This window comes from Microbacterium sp. H37-C3, assembly GCF_027157935.1.
In the GTDB taxonomy this organism is placed as follows: Bacteria; Actinomycetota; Actinomycetes; order Actinomycetales; family Microbacteriaceae; genus Microbacterium; species Microbacterium plantarum.
Window position 1 is genome coordinate 129,944 of record NZ_JAPVLR010000003.1, and the last position, 21,581, is coordinate 151,524.

Consider the following 21,581-nt stretch of genomic DNA (forward strand, 5'->3'; position numbering starts at 1 on the left):
CCCGGACGGGCCGCACACGCATGTCCCGTTCGAGGAGCCCCGCATGACCCTCATCCGCCTGTCCGGCGTGACCAAACGCTTCCCACCGTCCACGAAGGGCGGCGAGCCCGTCGTCGCAGTCGATGGCGTCGACCTCGAGATCGGGGCCGGAACCGTGTGCGGCATCGTCGGGTACTCCGGCGCGGGAAAGAGCACGGTGCTGCGCCTGGTCAACGCGCTCGAGACGCCGACGAGCGGCAGCGTCGAGATCGACGGCCGCGACGTCACGGGGCTCCGCGAGCGCGAGCTGCGCACCCTGCGCGGTGACATCGGCATGATCTTCCAGCAGTTCAACCTGTTCGACTCGCGCACCGTCGCGGGCAACGTGGCGTACCCGCTCGAGGTCGCCGGACGCTCGCGTGCCGAGGTCAAGCAACGCGTGGCCGAACTGCTGGAGTTCGTCGGGCTCTCGGGCAAGGCCAAGAACTACCCCGAACAGCTCTCGGGCGGGCAGCGGCAGCGCGTCGGCATCGCGCGGGCGCTGGCCACGAGCCCCCGCATCCTGCTGGCGGACGAGGCGACGAGCGCTCTCGACCCCGACACGACTCAGGAGGTGCTCGCCCTCCTCAAGCGCATCAACACCGAGCTCGGCGTGACGATCCTCGTCATCACCCACGAGATGGAAGTCGTCCGCGCGATCGCCGACCGCGTCGTCGTGATGGAGCACGGACGAGTCATCGAGAGCGGTGACGTGTTCGACGTTCTCTCGGCACCGTCGCACGACGCCACGCGCCGCTTCGTGGCGAGCATCATCGATGAGGCGCCCGCGGGCGACAAGCTCGCGGCACTGCGCGCCCGGCACCCCGGCCGCATCGTCACCTTCACGATCCGCGAGGGCGAGTCGCCGCAGGCGGACGTGTTCGCGGCGCTGTCGTCGCACGGCGTACGGTTCGAGCTCATCCACGGCGGCATCAACGACATCCGCGGTCGCGTCTTCGGCCATCTGACCCTCGCTCTGTCGGGAGAAAAGGACGCCGTCGACCGTGCCGTGGCGGCGGCATCCGCCCACGCACCGCTCATCGAGGAGGACTCCCGTGGATAGGCTCATCGACCTGCTCCCCGACCTCTGGCCGGCGACGGCCGAGACGCTCTACATGATCACACTGAGCCTCGTGTTCGGCGGTATCGCGGGCTTCCTTATCGGCCTCGCACTGTACGCGACCCGGGCCGGCAGCCTGTTCCCCAACCGCGTCGTGTTCGGCATCGTCAATGTGATCGTCAACACGTTCCGGCCGATCCCGTTCATCATCTTCATGGCCGCGGTTCAGCCGCTCGCCCGCGCGTTCAGCATCCGCGGCATCGGCATCGAGTTCGCCGTCTTCGCGATCTCGATCGCGTCGATGTTCGCCATCGGACGCATCGTCGAGCAGAACCTGCTGACGGTGCGCCCTGGGGTGATCGAGGCTGCCCGCGCCGCCGGTGCGAGCCGCTCGCGCATCCTGTTCCGGCTGGTCCCCCGCGAGTCGCTCGGACCGCTCGTGCTCGGCTACACCTTCATCGTGGTCGCGCTCGTCGACATGACCGCGGTCGCCGGCGCGATCGCGGCGGGTGGCCTCGGTCAGTTCGCGCTGGTGAACGGCTTCCGTCAGTTCAACCCGTGGGTGACCTGGGCGGCCGTGATCATCATCATCCTGCTCGTGCAGGGCGTACAGTTCCTCGGCAACGCCCTCGCGCGCCGCATCCTTCGACGCTGATACCCGCCGAGGTCCCCGTTGGGCGGGGTCCGCGCCCGTCGAGGTTCCAGTTCGGCCGGGTATGGCGGCATCATTCCCGGCCCAAGTGGGACCTCGGCGGCGGGGGCTAGCCTGGCGGCATGCTTTCGGATGCCGATCTGGTTCGCATCGCCCGTGATCTTGCAGCGACGCCGGGCGTGGTCGCGGTGGCGCTCGGCGGCAGCCGCGCGCGCGGCACGCATGCCGCCGACTCGGACGTCGATCTCGGCGTCTACGTCGACGGGCGAACATTCGACCGCGGCGCCCTCTCCGCGTCGGTGTCTCGCTGGGCCGGGACGTCGGTCACCATCGGACCGTCCGGGAGCTGGGGCCCGTGGGTGGACAGCGGCGCGTGGGCGACGATCGCGGGAATGCCCGTCGACGTCATCATCCGCGACGCCGACCGCGTTCGAGCTCAGGTCGCGAGGGCTCGCCGCGGCGAGTTCGCCTTCCACGCACAGCCGGGGCATCCATTCGGGTTCCTGGACGTCGCATACGCCGGCGAGGTCGCGCTCGCGAAGCCGCTCGTGGATGGCGCGGGTTTCCTGCGCGATAGCTCCGCTGCCCTCATTCCCTACCCCGTGCCGCTGCGGCAGGCCTTCCTCGACGATCTGTGGCAGGTGGATTTCCTCGTGGACGCCGCAGCGAAGGTCGCTGGTCGCGGCGACACCGCCTACCTCAGCCTCTGCCTGAGCAACGCGGCCGTGCGGCTTGCGTACGCGTGGCACGCCCACGCCAGGACCTGGGTGATCAACGAGAAGGGCATCGTCAGCGGCGTCCCGCGCCTCCCCTTGGCGCCGGCCGACTTCGACATCCGGGTCGCCGCTGCTCTCAGCGCGCTCAACGCCTCACCCGAGGGCGCGCGGGCAGCGGTCGAGATGCTCCGGACCCTGCCTCGCCCGTCCTGACCGCCGCCGAGGTCCCACGTGGGCCGGTTTCAGCGGCCCCGTTCCCGGCCGAACTGCGACCTCACGCGGCAAGCTGGGACCGGGGGGATGCCGAGGAAGCAGAGGCCTAGCGGCAGACGAGGCCGTCCTCGGGCACCGTGTCGTCGAGGAAGAAGGCCTCGACCGCGTCGTCGACGCACGAGTTGCCCTTCTGGAACCCGGTGTGCCCCTCGCCCTCTCGCGTGACGAGCACGCCCGAGGCGAGCTGATCGGCGAGCGATTCCGACCACTCGTACGGAGTGGCGGGATCGTTGGTCGTGCCCACGACGACGATCGGCGCGGCACCGTCGGCCGTGATCTCGTCGCGGGTACCGGTGGGCGGGTACGGCCAGACTGCGCAGGCGTCGACGCCCTCCCAGTACGGTGCGACCGTCGGCGCTTCCACCGCGAGGCGCGCCTTCGACGCGGCCTCGGCCTCGGGGTCGTTCTCGACCGGGTAGTCCATGCAGTTGTACGCGCGGAACGCCTCGGACGAGTTGTCCGAGTACTGCCCATCGGACGTGCGCGCGTAGTAGAAGTCGGCGAGCAGGAACGCCGTCTGCGGGTCGCCCGCCAGCGTCTGCGAGAGAGCCTGCCGCAGGATCGGCCAGTTGTCCTGCGAGTACAGCGCGGCGATGATCGCGGTCATGAGCGAGTCGGCGCCGAGCCGGCGACCGTCGGATGCCGGCAGGGGCGAGGCGTCCACGCTCGCAAGCAGCGTCCCGAGGTCGGTCATCGCGTCATCGACGGACCCTCGGAAGGGGCAGTCCTCTTCCTCGATGCAGGCCGCCATGAACGCGCGCAGCGCCGACTCGAAGCCGACCGCCTGGGTGGCGCTGACATCGAGAGACGACACGCTCGGGTCGATCGCACCGTCGAGCACGAGACGCCCGACGTTCTCGGGGTAGAGCTTGGCGTAGGTCGCCCCGAGGAAGGTTCCGTACGAGTACCCGAGGTAGTTGAGCTTCTCGTCGCCGAGCACCGCACGCAGCAGATCCATGTCGCGCGCGGCGAACTCGGTCGTGATGAAGGGCAGGATGCCGCCGCTGTTCTCGTCGCACGCGGCGGCGAACTGCTCGTTGCGCTCCGTCAACTCCGCTTCCCACTCCGGCGTACCGCGAGGGGCGGCCGGGATGTCGAAGAAGTAGGCGTCGGTGCCCGCGGCGTCGAAGCACGCGACGGCGCTCGAGCGGCCCACGCCACGCGGGTCGAACCCGATGACGTCGTAGGCGTCGGCCAGCACTGACCCGACCGCGAACTGCGCACTGTCGGCGATCAGGTCGTACCCGCTCGCGCCGGGACCGCCGGGATTGACCAGCAGCGACCCGAGCGCTTCGCCCGATCCCGCCGCCCGCCGCACGACCGCGAGCTCGATCTCGCCCGCGGACGGCTCATTCCAGTCACGCGGCGCGAGCACCGTCGTGCAATCGTATGAACCCGAGTCGGCGCCCACGCAGGACTCCCATTCGAGTTCCTGCCCGTAGAACGGCATCAGATCCGCTGAGACGCCCTCGGTGATAGGTGTGCGGCTCGGCGCGGGCGAAGCCTGGTCGGGGCTTCCCTTGAAGACGCATCCGGTGAGGACCGTCACCGTGGCCGCGGCGATCGCGACGACGGTGACCAGACGACGGGGAGCTTTCACGGTGTCCTTCCGCTGGCGACGGTGATGAGCATGCTCTCGAGGGCGAGCAGGGGTGCCGCGTTGCCTTCGAGGGCGCTCCGCGTGGCCGAGATGCGATCGAGCACGACGAGCGTGCGGTCGGGAGTCCATGCCGACGCGAGAGCGGCGAGCTCGCTCGTCAGCTCGCGATTGATGAGGTCGCCCTCCCGGCCGAACTGCAGCATCAGCGTGTCGCGGTACATCGATTCGAGATCGGTGAGGACCCGGTCGATGCCGTCGCGCAGGCTGCGCGTCGCCCGACGCTTCTGCTCGTCCTCGAGCGCGCTGAGCTGACCGCGCACGGCGGGCGGCACGGGTGCACCCGGAGCGACCCCGAGCGTACGCCGGAGCGCCTCGCGCTCGGACTCGTCGCGTTCGGCCGTCAGAGCCTTGGCATCTTCCGTCGCGGCGCTCACGATGCGACCGGCCGTCTCGACGGCGTCGGACACCCCGCGCACCGCCAGCACCGCGCGCAGCGTCGCGTCACGGCGCTCCCGAGAGGCGGCATCCGTCGCGAGGCGCTGGGCCATACCGATGTGGCGCTGGGCGAGACGAGCGGACTGCTCGGCCACCGCTTCGTCGACACCCGTGCGCGCGGAGATGAGCCGTGCGACATCCGCCACGTCGGGCTCACGCAGTCGAAGCGTTCGCACGCGCGAGCGGATCGTCGGCAGCAGATCGGCATCACTCGGCGCGCACAGCACCCAGACCGTCTGCTCTGGCGGCTCTTCGAGAGCCTTGAGCAGAACGTTGCTCGTCCGCTCCACCATCCGGTCGGCGTCTTCGACGACGATGACGCGGTAGCGACCGAGAGACGGCGAGAAGTACGACCGTTCGACGAGCGCTCGGGCGTCGCGGATGGAGATGACCACGCCCTCCGTGCGGAGGGCCGTGAGATCGGGATGCGTGCCCGCGAGGACCTGCCGCATCGCGCCCTCATCCCCCGGCTCGGCGATCAGCGCTGCCGCGAACGCGTGCGCGAGCGTCGAACGCCCCGAGCCGGGCGGTCCCGTGATGAGCCAGGCGTGCGCGAGCTGCGCGGGGTCGGATGCCGCGGCCTGCAGCGCCGCGACGGCCGAGTCCTGACCCCAGACCTCGCCCCACGGCGGCGCGAGCGGAGCGGAGGCGGTCATGGGTCCAGCCTACGGGGAGCCCCCGACCTCGGTTACCCCGGGCCGCGCGGGCCACAGTCCGCCGCCCGCGCCGACTCAGCCGCGCAGCGAACGTTCGACGCGTGCGCGGATCTCGACGGACAGGTCGACCGGCGGACGGGATGCGTCGAGCACGAGGAACCGCTCGGGTTCCGCGGCGGCGAGCCCGAGGAAGGCGGTGCGCACACGCTCGTGGAAATCGGCCTTCTCGGCCTCGAGCCGGTCGAACGGTTTGTCGTCGGCGTCGAGACGTGCTCGGGCGGCGGCGGGGTCGAGGTCGAGCAGCACCGTGATGTCGGGCAGCGCGCCGTCGGTGGCCCACAGCGAGAGGTCGCGCACCTCACCGGCATCCAGGACCCGTCCGGCCCCTTGGTAGGCCACGGACGAATCGAGGTACCGATCCTGCACGACGACGGCGCCGTGGTCGAGGGCCGGACGGACCACGGTCGCGACGTGGTGAGCGCGGTCGGCGGCGTACAGCAGGGCTTCGGCGCGCGGAGCGATGTCTCCGCGGTGGTGCAGGACGATGTCGCGAATGAGCACGCCCACGTCGCTGCCGCCCGGCTCGCGCGTGCGAACGACCTCGCGTCCGCTCTCGCGGAGCCAGGCCTCGAGAGCGGTCGCCTGGGTGGTCTTCCCCGACCCGTCGCCGCCCTCGAGGGTGATCCAGAGTCCGCGGTCGGCGGAGCCGGTCACTTCTTCTTTGCCGCGGGCTTGCGCGTCGTCGTGGTCTTGCGCGCCGCCGTCTTGCGCTTGGGCGCCGGACCCTTGGCGCGCTTGTCGGCGAGCAGCTGAACGGCGCGTTCGAACGTGACCTCTTCGGCGTTCTCACCGCGCGGGATCGTCGCGTTGGTCTCGCCGTCGGTGACATAAGGCCCGAAGCGGCCGTCCTTCAGCTTGATCGGCTTGCCGCTGGTGGGGTCGGCTTCGAACTCCTTGAGCGCACTGGACGCCGCGCGAGCGCCGTACTTGGGCTGCGCGTAGACAGCGAGGGCTTCCTCGAGCGTGATGTCGAACAGCTGCTGCTCGCTCGCGAGCGTGCGCGAGTCGGTGCCCTTCTTCAGGTACGGACCGTAGCGGCCGTTCTGCGCGGTGATCTCATTCCCCGACTCGGGGTCGACGCCCACGACGCGAGGAAGCGACAGCAGCTTGAGCGCCTGTTCGAGGTCGACCGTGTCGACGCTCATAGACTTGAACAGCGACGCCGTCCGCGGCTTGGGGGCCGCTTCCTTCTTCTTCGTCGTCTTCTTCTTGGCGGGGGCGACCTCGCCGGTCGCCTCGTCGACGGTCTCCTCGGGCTCGGGCTCGAGCTCCTGCACGTAAGGGCCGAAGCGTCCGTCCTTGACGACGATGAGCTTGCCGTTCTCGGGGTTCTCACCGAGGACGCGGTCACCGGCGACGGGAGCGTCGATGAGTTCCTGCGCCTTCTCGGGCGTCAGCTCGTCGGGCGCGAGGTCGTCCGGGACGTTGACGATGCGCGTCTCGCCCTCGCCGACGGGGACGTCGAGGTACGGCCCGTACTTGCCGAACCGCAGGGTCGCCACGTCGCCGATGGGCGTCGCGTTGAGCTCGCGGGCGTCGATGTCACCGAGGTTCTCGACGATGTTGCGCAGGCCCACGTGGTTGTCCGAGCCGAAGTAGAACTCCTTCAGCCACGCCTCGCGCGCCTGCTCACCCCGGGCGATGGCGTCGAGGTCGTCTTCGAGCGCCGCCGTGAAGTCGTAGTCGACGAGGTCGGAGAAGTGCTGCTCGAGCAGCCGCACGACGCTGAACGAGAGCCAGCTGGGGACGAGCGCCTGGCCACGCTTGGTGACGTAGCCGCGCTCGAGGATGACGTCGATGATGCTCGCGAAGGTCGACGGACGGCCAATGCCCTTCTCCTCGAGCGCCTTGACGAGGCTCGCCTCGGTGTAGCGGGGCTTGGGACTCGTCGCATGGCCCTTGGGCTCGACATCCGACAGCGCGAGCTCGTCGCCCACGGCGACGGGCGGCAGCGACTGGTCGGCAGAGCGGTCGTTGTCGCCGCGCTTCTCGTCGTTGCCCTCTTCGTACGCCTCGAGGAAGCCCTTGAAGGTGTAGACGGTTCCGGATGCCGTGAAAGCGGCCCGCTTGCCGGCTGCGTCGACCTCGAGCGTGACGGTCGTGGTCTCGTACTTCGCGTCGGACATCTGGCTGGCGACGGTGCGCTTCCAAATGAGGTCGTACAGGCGCTGCTCGTCGCGGTCGAGACCGGACGCGACGGATGCAGGCGTGCGGAACTCCTCGCCCGACGGGCGGATCGCCTCGTGCGCCTCCTGGGCGTTCTTGGCGTTGTTGCGGTACGAGCGCGGGCTCGCGGGAACAGCACGGTCACCGTACAGCGCGACCGCCTGCGTGCGCGCGGCCGTCACGGCCTGCGCCGAGAGCGCGGTCGAGTCGGTACGCATATAGGTGATGTAGCCCTTCTCGTAGAGACGCTGGGCGACGCTCATCGCGTGCTTGGCGCTCATCGAGAGCTTGCGGCCGGCCTCCTGCTGCATCGTGGAGGTCGTGAAGGGCGGCTTGGGGCTGCGGGTTCCGGGCTTGGCCTCGACCGCGGTGACGGCGGCGGTGGCGGCCTTCTCGATCGCTGCGGCGAGCTCGCGGGCGTCCTTCTCGCTGAGGACGACGACCGCCTTCTTGAGCGAGCCGGCGTCGTCGAAGTCGGTGCCGCGGGCCAGCGGGGCGCCGTCGAGACGCGCGAGGCGGGTCGAGAACGAGCCGCCGTCCTTCGCCGCGTGGGCCTCGATGTCCCAGTACGACGCCGAGACGAACGACATCCGCTCGCGCTCGCGCTCGACGACCATGCGGGTCGCGGCGGACTGCACGCGGCCGGCGCTCAGCGCCTGACCGTCGCGGCCGGAGCCGATCTTGCGCCAGAGCACGGGTGAGACGTCCCACCCGTACAGGCGGTCGAGGACGCGGCGGGTCTCCTGCGCGTTGACGAGTGCGAGGTCGAGCTCGCGGGTGTTGTCGGCAGCCGCGCGGATGGCGTCCTTGGTGATCTCGTGGAAGACCATGCGCTTGACGGGGACCTTGGGCTTGAGCACCTCGAGCAGGTGCCAGGCGATCGCCTCGCCCTCGCGGTCTTCATCGGTGGCGAGCAGGACCTCGTCGGCGTCCTTCAGGGCGCGCTTGAGCTCGGCAACGGTCTTGGTCTTGCGATCGCTGACCACGTAATACGCATCGAAGCCGTTCTCGACGTCGATGGAGTACTTGCCGTACGCCTGCTTCTTGTCGGCCGGGATGTCCTCTTTCTTAGCGAGGTCCCGGATGTGCCCGACCGAGCTGAGCACTTCGTACTCGTCGCCCAGGTAGCCCTGGATCGACTTCATCTTGGTCGGGGACTCGACGATGACGAGTTTCTTGCCGCCTGCCACGAGTCTTCCTTTCTCCAGCGCACACCATACACGCGCCACACGGTGGAGGACGCTGGGAACGGCGCGCCATATCCTCGCGTCGGCATGCCGGGGCTCACGGGCCGCGCGGGCGCGCGCGTGCACGCGAAATACACCCTTCACAGGCCCGCCTGGCGACGGCAGGATGCGACGGGGTTCAGCCGGGAATCACGCATTGCGGATGACCCCCACGCGGCGGATGACGGACGCCCCCTACGATCGCAGCAAGCCGGCGGTTCCTGATCAGTCCCACTCGGCCAGGCCCGGTGGCTGAGGCGACCGGGCCGCTCCCCTGGGTGGCGGGTTCACGACCGCGGTCGAGACATCGAATGAGTCACTCCGGCGGGCCGGCCCGGGCGCGCGCCTGAACGGCGAACACGCCGGCCGACGACGCGACCGCGACGGTCGCGACCACGCCGTCCACCTCGCACGCTGTGAGCGCGAGCCCCGACCGTGCGACGACGTGCCCGGCTCGCTCGCACGGCACTCCCCGGACGAACCCGAGCGCGGCATCGGCCGCCGCGAGCGCCGCCGTGTCGGCGACGGCAGACACCCGCGCCGACTGGATCCCCGCGACTCCCGCCAGGGCGCAGCCCGCGGCGACCGTCGCCGTCACCGCCAGAACGCCGATGGCCGTCGCAACGCCCGCCATCAGAGCCCTCCGGTGAGCGCGCAGCTCTCCGCGCGCGGTGACGGCAGCGGCAGCGGGATCGCATGATCGGCCGTCACGATCGCGCACGTGAGGTCCGCGTCGGATCGCACGTCGAGCGCGGCGCGCCCTGCCGCCGCCTGCACCGCCGCCGCCGCGCGCCCGGGATCCTCGCCGCGCGCGACGAGCCGCGCGGCCTGAGCAGCCGCATGCTCGAGCCGGATCTGCGTGCCCGCCGCCCCCAACGCGGCGACGGCGAGCAGCACCAGGAGCATCGCGGCCGGAACGACGACCGCGAATTCGGCGGCCACCGAACCGCGCTCGTCTCGGCAGAACCTCATTCGACGGTCAACGCCCGCCGCACGAGATCGGTGAGGATGCCGCGCACCTCGTCGCTGCGCATGATCATCACCAGCAGGCCCGCGAAGGCGACGGCGGCCATCGTCGCGATGGCGTACTCCGCCGTCGCGGCGCCGGACTCGTCGGCGAAGAGCCTCGCAGCGCGCGCTCGCGTCAATCGAGGAAGGGATCGGTTCATGTTCGCTCCGTTCTGTCGTTGAGTGTTCGGATCGGGCACGGTGGGCACGGTCTGGGTCTGGTCGGACGTGAGCGCGCTCGCGCGGGGGTAGCGACGTCACAGCGTCACCGAGGTGCTCGTCATCGCGCTGAGGAGCATCGGCGCGACGCCGATCAGGAGGAACGCGGGCAGGGTGCAGACCCCGAGCGGCAGCAGCAGCCGTGATGTCAGCTGCGCCGCCCGCATCCGCCCCTCGATGCGGGCGCGGTGGCGCTCGAGCTCCGCGGTGGCGCGCAGAAGATCCACCGCGGGCACGCCTGCCGAGGTCGACAGATCCAGGACGTCGCGGTCGGCATCCGCCGGCGAGACGTCGACGGACGCCAGTACCTCCTCTGCGCGGCCGATCGATACGCCGCTCGACAGCGCGATCGCGAGGAACTCCGCCGACATGCCCGGGATACCACCGCCCGGCCGGGCGCGAGCTACGAGACGACGTGTCCACACGTGCGCGCCCACCATCAGCAGCGCCCCGACGACGAGGCACGCGGCGCCCACGGGGTGCTGCAGCGTGGCGAGCACATCGAAACCGAGCAGCAAAGCCAGCGCGACGGCGACGAGCGGCAGCCACCCGACCAGGCGCGCCGTGGCCGTCGGCTCGGCGAGCGCGACGCGGATGTCGTCACGAGCTGCCTCGGCGTCGCGGAGCGCCTCGGCCATCCCGCGCAGCGTGCGCGCGAGTGGGGCGCCCACCGTCGTCGCGACCTGCCAGGCTTCGGCGACCTCGCGCCAGGCGCCCTCCTCGGCAGCGATGGCGTCGGCGAGGGGTCGGCCCGCTCGTCGTCGTTCGTGCACGCGCCGAGGTGCCGCGTCGCCCGAGGCGGCGAGGTGCTCCCAGGCCCGGTCTGGCGCGATTCCTGCTTCGAGGAGCACGGTGAGACGGTGCAGGACGGGTGCGACATCCGCAGCTGCAGCATCCGGCTCAGCCGCGGAACGGCGCCAGCGCCAACTCCGCGTCATGCTCGTTCCTCGATTCCGAGGCGCCCGTCCCGGAGGACCGGGCGGGCGATCCCCATGACCCGTCGCACACCGCCGACGTTTCCTACGTGGACGACCGCGCCGATCGCGCTCACCACCTGGCGGGCGACGCCGTGATCGTCAAGGCCTGCCAGCGCCCCCAGTGCCTCGAGCCGGGCCGGGACGTCGGCCAGACCGCTCGCGTGCACCGTCCCCGCGCCGCCGTGGTGCCCCGTGTTGAGGGCGGTCAGCAGCTCGCGGACCTCTTCGCCTCGGCACTCGCCCACCACGAGCCGATCGGGTCGCATGCGCAATGCCTCCCGCACCAGCCGAGCGAGCGGCACCGCCCCGGCGCCTTCGAGGTTGGGCTGGCGCGCCTCGAGTCGCACATGGTGCGGGTGATCGAGCCTCAGCTCGGCGACATCCTCGATCGTGACGATCCGGTCGGTCGGGCTCGCGGCCGACAGCAGCGCTGCGAGGAGCGTCGTCTTGCCGGCGCCCGTGGCCCCTGTGACGAGGAGGTTGGTCCGCTCCTCGACGAGCCGACGAAGGTCCGCGGCGACCGCGGTGTCGAACATGCCTCGCTGCTCGAGATCGGCGAGACTCAGTTGCTCGACCGCGGGGAGCCGGATCGAGATCACCGACCCCTCGCAGGCCACCGGCGAAAGCACGGCGTGCACCCGGATGCCGCCGGCCCAGCGCACGTCGGCACAGGGCGTAGCGTCGTCGAGATGACGCCCGCCGAGGGCGATCAACGCGACGGCGAGAGCGCGCACCTCCGCCTCATTCGGACACCACCCCTCGACGGCCTCGGCGCCCCGACCGCGGTCGATGAAGACGCCGCGTTCCCCGTTGACGAAGACGTCCGTCACATCGGGATCGAGCAGATACTCGCGCAGCGGGTCGAGCGCCGCATCATCGGGGAGCTGTCGCCGCGGTCCCGGCACCGACGCCGGTTCGCCGCGTGAGGCCGCAGCGGAGCCCGGGCGCGGAACGACGACGAATGCTGATGCCATGCCCCGACACTAGAAAGCGCCCACGCCCTCATTCGCGGGCCGCCGCCATTCGTGGCACAAGCCGTGTCTTATCCCCGTTGGGGAGGAACCGGAACGAGACACTGGCATGGTGGTTCAGGACGAGTCGACCGGTGCGGTTCACCGCAACACGGGCTTCCGATGGTTGCGGGCGTCGAATGCCCTCCAGGAGACCGGACGCCAGTTCGCGACACTCGCCCTGTCGGTGACGGCGGTGGCCGTCCTCGGAGCCGAGGCGTGGCAGGTCGGTGTCATCTCCGCGCTCGGCCTGAGCGCCTATCTCGTGATCGGTCTCCCGGCCGGCGTCTGGGGCGATCGGTGGCCTAAGAGGCCCGTCCTCGTGTGCACCGAGCTCATCCGTGCTGTCGGTGCGGCGAGCGTCGTGGTCGCGTACATCGCCGGCTGGCTCTCGGTGTGGCAGCTCATGGTGGTCGCCGCGATCATCAGCGTGACGTCGGTATTCTCCGACACGGCGCAGACGGCGTTCACCCCGGCCATCGTCGGGCCGTCGCGGGTATCCGAGGCAACGGCTCGAATCCAGTCGACCGACACCTCGATGCAGGTCGTCGGCCCCGCGCTGGCAGCAGCCGTGCTCACACGCCTGGCGGCACCGCTCCTCTACGTCATCACGTCGGTCACCGGCATCCTGGCCGCCGTCGCGGCCTCGCTCATCCGCGCACCGGAGCCTCGCGAGGAGGGTGTCGCCCCTCCCCCGTTCTGGGCGTCGCTCGTCGAGGGGATCGCGTTCGTCCGGCGGCATCCCGTTCTCCGGACCATGCTCGTCACGAATGCCGGCCTGCGCGCCGAGGCGACTCCGCCACAGCTGATGGGACGAGCCACCGCCGCGAACCGATTCATCACGCAGGGCGCCATGCCCCTCGGGGCGCTCGTCGCGGGCATCGTCGGCAGCGCGGCATCGAACGGTGTCGCCCTGTTGCTGTCGCCTCTGCTGCTGACACTCGCAGCGGCCGCGTTCGCTCTCTCGCCGCTGCGGCCCCACCGTGCGCTGCCGGACGAGTGGAAGCACCACCTCGCCGCGTGAAACCCGGGAGGAAAGAAGAAGGACGGCACCCCACATTGGGGGATAGGGGTGCCGCCCACGCAACGTCCCGCCGCTTGGGGGGTAGGTCGGGCCGCCACGGGCGCGAACGATGTCGCAGCCACGGATCAGCTTACGCTGTCGAACCGGCTGCGACCCAATCACCGCACCCTCGCGCCACCGTCGGCCTGACCACCCACTATCGGCGGTAGTCTCCTGATCTCGCCGCGGTCTAGATTGACCGCACGCCGCCCGCGCGCGGCGCCATCGACCGCGAAGGAGCGTGCCGTATGAGCAGCCAGATCGACCACCTGCTGACCGAGACCCGACGGTTCGCGCCGTCGCCCGAGTTCGCCGCATCCGCCGTCGGCACCGCCGAGCTCTACGAGCGCGCCGCAGCCGACCGCGAGGGCTTCTGGGCCGACCAGGCCCGGGAGCTGCACTGGCACAAGCCCTTCACGCAGGTACTCGACTGGTCGAATCCCCCGTTCGCGGAGTGGTTCGCCGACGGCGAGCTGAACGTCGCGTACAACTGCCTCGACCGTCACGTCGAGGCCGGCCTCGGCGACCGTGTCGCGCTGCTGTGGGAGGGCGAGCCGGGCGATGACCGCGCCGTCACCTACGGCGAACTCACCGACGAGGTCAAGCGCCTGGCCAACGTCCTGACAGAGCTCGGGATCGAGCAGGGAGACCGCGTCGCGATCTACATGCCGATGATCCCCGAGGCCGTCGCCGCGATGCTCGCCGTCGCCCGCGTCGGCGCCGTGCACTCGGTCGTGTTCGGCGGGTTCTCTGCCGACAGCCTGCGGACCCGCATCGACGACGCCGGAGCCAAGCTCGTCATCACCGCCGACGGCGGCTATCGCAAGGGCAAGGTCTCTCCGCTCAAGCCCGCCGTCGACCAGGCGCTGGCCGACCGGGGTACCGGCCCGCAGCTCACCGTCGAGCACGTCATCGTCGTACGGCGCGGCGGCAACGACATCGAGTGGAACGCCGAGCGCGACCTGTGGTGGCACGACGTCGTGCCCGCGGCATCCCCCGATCACGAGGCGCAGGCGTTCCCCGCCGAGAACCCGCTGTTCATCCTGTACACCTCGGGCACGACGGGAAAGCCGAAGGGCATCCTGCACACCTCCGGCGGATACCTGACGCAGGCCGGGTTCACCAACCGCGTCGTGCACGACCTGCACGCCGAGACCGACGTCTACTGGTGCACCGCCGACATCGGGTGGGTCACCGGCCACAGCTACGTCACATACGGCCCGCTCGCCAACGGCGCGACGCAGGTGCTCTACGAGGGAACCCCCGACACGCCCCACTCGGGCCGCTCGTGGGAGATCATCCAGAAGTACGGCGTGACGATCTACTACACCGCCCCCACCGCGATCCGTTCCTTCATGAAGCTCGGCCGTCAGGTTCCGGCGCAGTACGACCTGTCGAGCATCCGCCTGCTCGGCTCGGTGGGCGAGCCCATCAACCCCGAGGCGTGGATGTGGTACCGCAAGGTCATCGGCGGCAAGAAGGCCCCCATCGTCGACACGTGGTGGCAGACCGAGACCGGCGCCATCATGATCTCGGCGCTGCCGGGCGTCACCGAGACGAAGCCTGGATCCGCGCAGGTCGCGCTTCCCGGCATCTCGATCGACGTCGTCGACGAGGAGGGCAACCGTGTGGGCGAGGGCAACGGCGGGCTGCTCGTCATCACCGAGCCCTGGCCGAGCATGCTGCGGGGTATCTGGGGCGACCCCGACCGCTTCGTCGAGACCTATTGGGAGAAGTTCCAGAAGCAGGACTACTACTTCGCCGGCGACGGTGCCCGGCTCGACGACGACGGCGACATCTGGCTCATGGGCCGCGTCGACGACGTCATGAACGTCTCGGGCCACCGCCTGTCGACGACCGAGATCGAATCCGCGCTCGTCGCGCACGAGTCCACCGCCGAGGCGGCCGTCGTCGGAGCCTCCGACGAGACCACGGGCCAGGCCGTCGTGGCCTTCGTCATCATCAAGCAGAGCTACCTCGACGCCCACTCCCCCGACGGTCTCGCGACGTCGCTCCGGCAATGGGTCGGCGAGCAGATCGGACCCATCGCACGGCCCCGCGACGTCTACATCGTGGGCGAGCTGCCGAAGACCCGCTCGGGCAAGATCATGCGACGACTGCTGCGGGATGTCGCCGAGGGCCGGGAGGTCGGCGACACCACGACACTCGCCGACACCGCGGTGATGTCGGTCATCAGCGCACAGCTGAAGTAGCCCGCGTGCGGGCTCGATCGCGTCACTCGGCGTCGCGATCGAGTCCGCGGGCCCGGATCTCCTCGATGTCGAGGTCGGCGAGGATGCGGCGTGCCACGAGGTCGTCGATCGTGCCGTCGCGCCGCAGGCGCAGCAGCACCTCGCGCTTGCGATCGAGCATCGCCAGCCGCAGCCGCGTCGCCTCCCGGTGCCGGATGAGCGGCGAGCGCTGCGTCAGGTCGATGTCGTCGCTCACGGCGAGCATCTCGAGCTGCGGCGCAGGCCGATGCCCGTCCCCGTCCGACGGCCCGGGCGGCACGGGGCCCATGCGCGAGGCATCCTCGTCGGATGAGTCGTCGTCGATGTCGGCATCCGGGTCGCGTTCCTCCGCCGCCCGCTGGCGCGCGACGGCGCGGGCGTTGGCGAGCTCGAGGCGTTCGTAGCCCTCGTGCCGGGCACGGTCGCGGACACGATCGCTGACCCCGTGCTCTGCGGCGAGGTCGTCGAGAGCCGCGAGAGCGGCGCCCGAGATCGCGCGTTGCGCGAGCTCGTACTCCTCGATCGCCGCATCGTCGGCGGGCAGCTTCGCCCAGCGGATGACGACGGGCAGCAGCGGCCCCTGCACGAGCAGCGTGAGCACGATGACCCCCGCCGTGACGAACACGATCGAGTCGCGTCCCTCGACCGGCTCCCCCGAAGCCGTCGTGATCGGCACCGACAGCGCGATGGCGAGCGACACGGCGCCGCGAAACCCCGACACGGTGCTGACGACCCGCGAGCGATGACGCAGCGATCTGTTCGACCCGACCGCCGGGCGCGAGAAGGGCGAGAACAGCCACTGGAACAGGTAGCGCACGACGAAGAGGGCGACCCACGCCGCGAGGGTGACGAGAAGCAGGATGCCGATCTCCGACGGCGAGATCTCATGCAGCACCAGCTGCACCTCGAGGCCGATCAGCACGAACAGCGCACCGTTGAGCAGGTACACCCCGAACGGCCAGGTGGCATCGGCGGCACGGCGCGACATCGCCGTCGTGATGCGCGGCGACACCCAGGCGATGATGAGCCCGGCGAAGACCACGGCGAGCACGCCGGACGCCTCGATCAGCTCGGCGATGAGGAACGCGACGAACGGGACGAGCAGCAGCGTCAGGTTGATCGTCAGAGTCGACTGCATCCGCCGCAGCGCGAGGAAGGCGAGAGCCGCGACGGCGATGCCGGCCGCAGCGCCGCCGAGGTACGAGAGGAGCACCATGCCCGTGATCGAGAGGGCGCTGACCTGGTCGCCGAGCAGGAGCGAGACCGCGATGGCGTAGAGGACGAGGGCGGTGCCGTCGTTCGTGAGGCTCTCCGCCTTGAGCTTCATGAAGGTGCGGGCGGGCAGCAGCCGGCCGAGCGCGGCCACCGCGGTGGCGTCGGGCGGCGCCACGGCCGCCCCGAGCACGAGCGCGGCCTCCCACGGCACACCGAGCCACGTCGCGACCGCCGCGACGGCGAACGCCGAGGCGACGACGAGCAGGGTGCTCATCGGCACGATGTAGCGCAGCGACCGGCGGACTGAGCGGAGCGACGTCGTCCACGCCTCGCGGAACAGCAGCACCGGCAGGAAGAGCAGCAGCACCGTCTCCGGCGGCAGCTCTATCGCTCGCAGCTCGGGCACGAACCCGAGCAGCAGACCGATCACGAGCAGCACCAGCGGCGTCGCGACGCGCAGCCGCGGCGCCAGGACGGTTCCGACCAGAAGGGCGATGCCCAGCAGAACCGTGACCTCGAGTCCCTGCATCCCTACCGCCCTTCCGCGTGGTCCCCACCAGAGCGTAGGGCCGCGAGCGACCGCACGGGCGGTGTTCCGGCCGAGGTTCGCGGCGGGCGGAGAGCGCGAGGATCAGACCAGGGCGAAGACGACCTCGACCTCGACGGGCGAGTCGAGCGGGAGCACGGGCACCCCGACCGCCGACCGCGCGTGACGACCGGCGTCGCCGAAGACCTCGCCCAGCACCTCGCTCGCACCGTTGATGACACCGGGCTGTCCCGTGAACTCGGGGATGGACGCCACGAACCCGGTCACCTTCACGACCCGAGCGAGGTTGTCGACACCGCCGGCCACATCCGCCGCGGCGGCGATGGCGTTGAGCGCGCACTGACGCGCGAGCTGCTTGGCCGCGTCGGCGGCGACGTGACCGTCGCCCTCGCCGACCTTGCCGGTCGCGGGCAGCGAGCCGTCGACCATGGGCAGCTGCCCGGAGGTGTAGACGAGACCGTCGTGCTCAGTCGCGGGGATGTAGGCGGCGACGGGCGGGACGACGGGCGGAAGCTGGATGCCGAGCTCGGCCAGACGCGCCGAGACGCTCATGCGCCCGTGCCCTCGAACTGTTGGGCCGCCTGGTGGGCCGCCCCGAGACCGGCGTTGGCTGCTCCCCCGCCCACGGGACGCTTGAAGTAGGCGACGAGCCCGCCCTCGGGTCCGGGAACGACCTGCACGAGCTCCCAGCCCTGCTTGCCCCAGTTGTTGAGGATCGCCGCGGTGTTGTGGATCAGCAGGGGCGTGGTGAGGTACTCCCACGTCGTCATCGGGGCTCCGATCTGTGGCTTTCGCACGCGCGCCGGCATGCGCGGACGCACGCGCGCAAGGGGTGGTCCTGAGGCGGATGCCCAGGTATCTCGCTTACGATCACCCTATGCCTCACAAGAAACGCACGGCCACCGGTGTGCTCGGCGGTCTCGCCGGCCTGGTCGGCCTGAGCGCTGTGGCCGGGATCCTCGTCACGGCGACCGTGACCCCCGCCATCGCCGTGTCGGGTTACGCGGCGAGCAGCGCGATCGACGTCTTCGACAACATGCCGAGCTACCTCGAGGTCGACGAGCTCATGCTGCCGACCGAGTTCTACCGCAAGGACAGCGACGGCAACGACGTCCTCATGACGCAGTTCTACGACCAGAACCGCATCCCGGTCACGTGGGATGAGGTCGCACCGGTCATGTTCGACGCGATCACATCGAGCGAGGACAAGAACTACTACACGCACGGCGGCGTCGACCTCCTCGGCACCGCGAGCGCGGTGTTCGGCAACCTGCGCGGTGGCGACACCCGCGGTGGCTCGTCCATCACCCAGCAGTACGTGAAGAACGTGCTGCAGCAGGCGTGCGAGAAGGAAGCGAAGTCGCAGGACGAGGTCGAGGCGTGCTTCCGCTCGACCACCGTCTCCTCCGGCACCGACGGCATCGAGCGCAAGCTGCAGGAGATGCGGTACGCGATCCAGCTCGAGAAGCGGTACCCGAAGAACGAGATCCTGCTCGGCTACCTCAACATCGCGCACTTCGGTGGCACCGTCTACGGCATCGGCGCGGCGTCGCAGTACTACTTCGGCGTGCCGGCCTCGCAGCTCACGATCGGCCAGGCCGCCGCGATCGCCGGCATGGTGCAGGAGCCCAACACGTACCGTCTCGATCGCCCCGACAGCGAGTCGAACGGCGCCGCCAACGGCTACGAGCTGACGAAGGACCGTCAGATCTACGTGCTCAACCGCATGTTCTCGGATGGCAAGATCACGCAGGAAGAGCGGGATGCCGCTGTCGCGGAGCCCATCACCCCGAACATCCAGGAGCGCCCGCAGGGCTGCCAGCTCGCCGCCGGCGCCGAGTTCTTCTGCGAGTACGTCCGCAACATCGTCCTCGACGACCCGGCCTTCGGCGAGTCGCTCGAGGAGCGCCAACAGAACCTGCGCCGCGGCGGCATGAAGATCTACACCACTCTCGACCCGCAGCTCCAGGATGCCGCGCTCGACGCGATGTCCGTCGTGCCCGCGACCGACGACCGTCTGAACCTCGGCGCCTCCGGCGTCCAGGTCGAGGTCGGCACCGGCCGCGTGCTCTCGATGGTGCAGAATCGCCCATTCGCGCCCACCGGAGACGACGCCGGCACGGTGACCCCGGTCAACTACAACGTGCGCAACCAGGACGGCGGCGGTGGTCACTCCGCGGGCTCGACCTACAAGGTGTTCAGCCTCATCAACTGGCTCGAGCAGGGGCACTCCGTGAACGAAGTGATCAACGGCCGTGTCGGGAACAAGCGCGTGCTGACGAGCTGCGACGGCGCCACCCAGAACGTCCGCACCGGCAACAGCGGCCGGCCGAACGAGATCGGCAACTTCCAGAGCAGCAACGGCTACTCGGGCACGATCAAGAAGTTCACCGAAGACTCGCTGAACTCGGGCTTCCTCGCGATGGCCGAGCGCATCTCGGTGTGCTCGACCAACCAGGTCGCGATGAAGATGGGCGTCATGCAGTCCAACGGCGACCCGCTGGACATCAACAACAACCCGTATGACGTGCTGGGATCCGCGGCGGTGGCACCCATCGACATGGCGGAGGCCTACGCGGCGATTGCCGGTGGAGGCACGCGGTGCGAGCCGAAGGTCATCGACCGTGCGGTCAAGTCCGACGGCACCGACATCACGCCGCAGACGAGTTGCGACCAGGCCATCTCCGCCAACGTCGCCGCCACTGCCGCTTTCGCGCTCGAAGGCGTCATGAACGCGACGGGCCAGGGCGCCCGCATCTTCGACGGCGTGCCGGTGTTCGGCAAGACCGGTATCCACGAGTACGAGCACACCTGGATGGACGGTGCGAGCACCAAGGTGGCCACCGTGGTCTGGGTCGGCAACGTCGACGGCTTCGCGAAGCTCAACGAATACCGCGTCAACGGCTGGCGACTCGATCAGATCCGAAACGCGATCTGGCCGAAGATGCAGGGCGCGGCGAACGCCAAGTTCGGCGGCGATCGGTTCCCGACCCCGGACACGAACCTCACGAAGAACACCCTCACGGAGCTCCCGAACGTCGTCGGTCAGAACGTCGATGAGGCGCGCGGCACCCTCGAGGCGGCCGGCTTCTCGGTGAACGTCGCCGAGCCCACCGACTCGACCGAGCCCGAAGGCCGGATCGTGTCGCAGGATCCGGGCGCGGGTCGCGCCGCGGGCGGCGCGACCATCACGATCACACCGAGCAACGGTCAGGGCGCCACGGTGCCGCCGGTGACGGGCAACCCGCAGGAGGCCGAGCGCCAACTGCGAGCCGCCGGCTTCACGAGCGTGACGACGGCGTGTACCGAGAAGGACGACCCGCCGCAGCCGACGGTGACGGGCACCAGCCCTGCCGCAGGCGAGGCGGTCGGCCGCGGGACGCAGATCACCATCGAGTACACCGCGAAGAACTGCTGATGGCAGGCGTCCGCAGGACGCTCTCCACGATCGCCACCGCCGGCGCCCTGGGCGCCGGCGGTGCGGTCGTCTGGGGGGTGGGCATCGAGCGCCATCTGTTCACCGTCCGTCGCCACGAAGTCCACGTGCTGCCCGAGGGCAGCCCCAGCATCACCGTGCTGCACCTCTCCGACGCCCACATGGCGCCGTGGCAGCAGCGCAAGCAGCGGTGGATCGCAGAGCTGGCCGAGACGACGCAGCCGGACCTGGTCATCAACACGGGCGACAACCTCGGCCATGCCCGCGGCCTCGCCGGCATCCGCCGCGCCTTTGCTCCCCTCCGCGGCGTGCCGGGCTTCTTCGTCCACGGGTCGAACGACGTGTTCGAGCCGAGCGCGCGGAACCCGCTGCGCTACTTCACGGGCCCCTCGCGTCACGCCAAAGCGGCGCCGAAACTCGACACCGCGGCGATGGACTCGTTCTTCGCCGACGACCTCGGCTGGTCCGAGCTCGACAACGCCGCCGCTGCCGTGCGCGTGGCCGGCATGCGAATCGACGGCGTCGGGGTCGACGACGCGCACCGCGACTGGGACGACCTCGACGTGCTGCCGGGCGCTCTGGCGGCCCTGCAAGGCCGCAGAAGCGCCGACCTGACCCTGGGCGTCACCCACGCCCCGTATCGCCGCGTGCTCGACCGTTTCGTGGATCTGGGGGCGGACATGGTCTTCGGCGGTCACACTCACGGCGGGCAGGTCCGCATCCCCTTCGCCTCGCGCGCCCTCGTCGCCAACTGCGATATTCCGCTCGATCAGGCGCGCGGCCTGAGCTCATGGGGTGCGGACCGTGTCCCACTCAATGTGAGCGCGGGCCTCGGTCACTCCATCTATGCGCCGGTGCGTTTCGGGTGCCGCCCCGAGGCCTCGGTGCTGGTCCTCCGCGCTCGGGCGTGAGCCGATTCGTCTTCCGAGCCGGATCGGGGTAAGCTTGGAGGG

19 protein-coding genes are annotated in these 21,581 nt (G+C 70.2%); 7 read left to right on the top strand and 12 right to left on the bottom strand.

The annotated features are described in order from the left end of the window. Nucleotides 1–43: 43 nt before the first annotated feature. From O1W71_RS09690 to O1W71_RS09700, 3 genes are all read left to right on the top strand, one after another. Nucleotides 44–1,081, top strand: coding sequence for a methionine ABC transporter ATP-binding protein (locus O1W71_RS09690; protein ID WP_269267656.1), 1,038 nt, complete (start codon nucleotides 44–46; stop codon nucleotides 1,079–1,081). Further along, entirely contained in the window at nucleotides 1,074–1,733 is a 660-nt protein-coding gene (locus O1W71_RS09695) for a methionine ABC transporter permease (protein ID WP_181574219.1), read from the top strand. Before O1W71_RS09690 ends, O1W71_RS09695 begins: the two co-directional genes overlap by 8 nt. Nucleotides 1,734–1,852: 119 nt before the next feature. After that, nucleotides 1,853–2,659, top strand: coding sequence for a nucleotidyltransferase domain-containing protein (locus tag O1W71_RS09700; protein WP_269267657.1), 807 nt, complete (start codon nucleotides 1,853–1,855; stop codon nucleotides 2,657–2,659). A gap of 106 nt (nucleotides 2,660–2,765) precedes the next feature. Here the strand turns inward: O1W71_RS09700 and O1W71_RS09705 are convergent, their stop codons facing one another. From O1W71_RS09705 to O1W71_RS09745, 9 genes are all read right to left on the bottom strand, one after another. Continuing rightward, nucleotides 2,766–4,319 (bottom strand): alpha/beta hydrolase, encoded by a 1,554-nt coding sequence (locus O1W71_RS09705; protein ID WP_269267658.1) that lies wholly within the window; start codon nucleotides 4,317–4,319, stop codon nucleotides 2,766–2,768. Continuing rightward, nucleotides 4,316–5,470 carry a DNA polymerase III subunit delta' gene (locus O1W71_RS09710; protein ID WP_112617192.1) on the bottom strand — a complete coding sequence of 385 codons (1,155 nt, stop codon included), beginning with the start codon at nucleotides 5,468–5,470 and terminating at the stop codon, nucleotides 4,316–4,318. The genes O1W71_RS09705 and O1W71_RS09710 overlap by 4 nt, the downstream gene beginning before the upstream one ends. Before the next feature lie 75 nt (nucleotides 5,471–5,545). Next, nucleotides 5,546–6,184, bottom strand: coding sequence for a dTMP kinase (gene tmk / locus O1W71_RS09715; protein ID WP_269267659.1), 639 nt, complete (start codon nucleotides 6,182–6,184; stop codon nucleotides 5,546–5,548). Beyond that, nucleotides 6,181–8,886, bottom strand: coding sequence for a type I DNA topoisomerase (gene topA / locus O1W71_RS09720; RefSeq protein WP_112617194.1), 2,706 nt, complete (start codon nucleotides 8,884–8,886; stop codon nucleotides 6,181–6,183). The genes tmk and topA overlap by 4 nt, the downstream gene beginning before the upstream one ends. A 352-nt stretch (nucleotides 8,887–9,238) precedes the next feature. Next, a complete protein-coding gene (locus O1W71_RS09725) occupies nucleotides 9,239–9,556 on the bottom strand; it encodes a helicase (RefSeq protein WP_269267660.1) in 318 nt (105 codons plus the stop codon). Beyond that, a complete protein-coding gene (locus O1W71_RS09730) occupies nucleotides 9,556–9,864 on the bottom strand; it encodes a TadE family type IV pilus minor pilin (RefSeq protein WP_269267661.1) in 309 nt (102 codons plus the stop codon). The genes O1W71_RS09725 and O1W71_RS09730 overlap by 1 nt, the downstream gene beginning before the upstream one ends. Before the next feature lie 26 nt (nucleotides 9,865–9,890). Continuing rightward, complete coding sequence (locus tag O1W71_RS09735) at nucleotides 9,891–10,091, bottom strand: DUF4244 domain-containing protein (protein WP_114588405.1); 201 nt, start codon at nucleotides 10,089–10,091, stop codon at nucleotides 9,891–9,893. A 96-nt stretch (nucleotides 10,092–10,187) separates the two neighbouring features. Continuing rightward, on the bottom strand, nucleotides 10,188–11,087 hold the full coding sequence (locus O1W71_RS09740) for a type II secretion system F family protein (protein WP_269267662.1): 900 nt from the start codon (nucleotides 11,085–11,087) through the stop codon (nucleotides 10,188–10,190). Next, a complete protein-coding gene (locus tag O1W71_RS09745; RefSeq protein WP_269267663.1) occupies nucleotides 11,084–12,100 on the bottom strand; it encodes a TadA family conjugal transfer-associated ATPase in 1,017 nt (338 codons plus the stop codon). Before O1W71_RS09745 ends, O1W71_RS09740 begins: the two co-directional genes overlap by 4 nt. Before the next feature lie 106 nt (nucleotides 12,101–12,206). On the opposite strand from O1W71_RS09745, the gene O1W71_RS09750 reads away from it, so the two are divergent. Continuing rightward, entirely contained in the window at nucleotides 12,207–13,160 is a 954-nt protein-coding gene (locus O1W71_RS09750; protein ID WP_269267664.1) for an MFS transporter, read from the top strand. A 287-nt stretch (nucleotides 13,161–13,447) separates the two neighbouring features. Continuing rightward, entirely contained in the window at nucleotides 13,448–15,412 is a 1,965-nt protein-coding gene (acs, locus tag O1W71_RS09755; RefSeq protein WP_269267666.1) for an acetate--CoA ligase, read from the top strand. A 22-nt stretch (nucleotides 15,413–15,434) separates the two neighbouring features. On the opposite strand, the gene O1W71_RS09760 is transcribed toward acs, so the two are convergent. From O1W71_RS09760 to O1W71_RS09770, 3 genes are all read right to left on the bottom strand, one after another. Further along, on the bottom strand, nucleotides 15,435–17,174 hold the full coding sequence (locus O1W71_RS09760) for a Na+/H+ antiporter (protein WP_269267667.1): 1,740 nt from the start codon (nucleotides 17,172–17,174) through the stop codon (nucleotides 15,435–15,437). Nucleotides 17,175–17,276: 102 nt separating this feature from the next. Further along, the gene (locus tag O1W71_RS09765) at nucleotides 17,277–17,744 is read right to left on the bottom strand and encodes a RidA family protein (protein ID WP_269267668.1); all 468 of its coding nucleotides are present in this window, start codon (nucleotides 17,742–17,744) and stop codon (nucleotides 17,277–17,279) included. After that, nucleotides 17,741–17,962 carry a DUF4177 domain-containing protein gene (locus O1W71_RS09770; protein WP_094261190.1) on the bottom strand — a complete coding sequence of 74 codons (222 nt, stop codon included), beginning with the start codon at nucleotides 17,960–17,962 and terminating at the stop codon, nucleotides 17,741–17,743. The genes O1W71_RS09765 and O1W71_RS09770 overlap by 4 nt, the downstream gene beginning before the upstream one ends. A gap of 107 nt (nucleotides 17,963–18,069) precedes the next feature. On the opposite strand from O1W71_RS09770, the gene O1W71_RS09775 reads away from it, so the two are divergent. Both O1W71_RS09775 and O1W71_RS09780 read left to right on the top strand, forming a co-directional pair. Further along, nucleotides 18,070–20,610 (top strand): transglycosylase domain-containing protein, encoded by a 2,541-nt coding sequence (locus tag O1W71_RS09775; protein WP_269267669.1) that lies wholly within the window; start codon nucleotides 18,070–18,072, stop codon nucleotides 20,608–20,610. Continuing rightward, nucleotides 20,610–21,539 carry a metallophosphoesterase gene (locus O1W71_RS09780; protein ID WP_269267670.1) on the top strand — a complete coding sequence of 310 codons (930 nt, stop codon included), beginning with the start codon at nucleotides 20,610–20,612 and terminating at the stop codon, nucleotides 21,537–21,539. The genes O1W71_RS09775 and O1W71_RS09780 overlap by 1 nt, the downstream gene beginning before the upstream one ends. Nucleotides 21,540–21,581 lie beyond the last annotated feature (42 nt).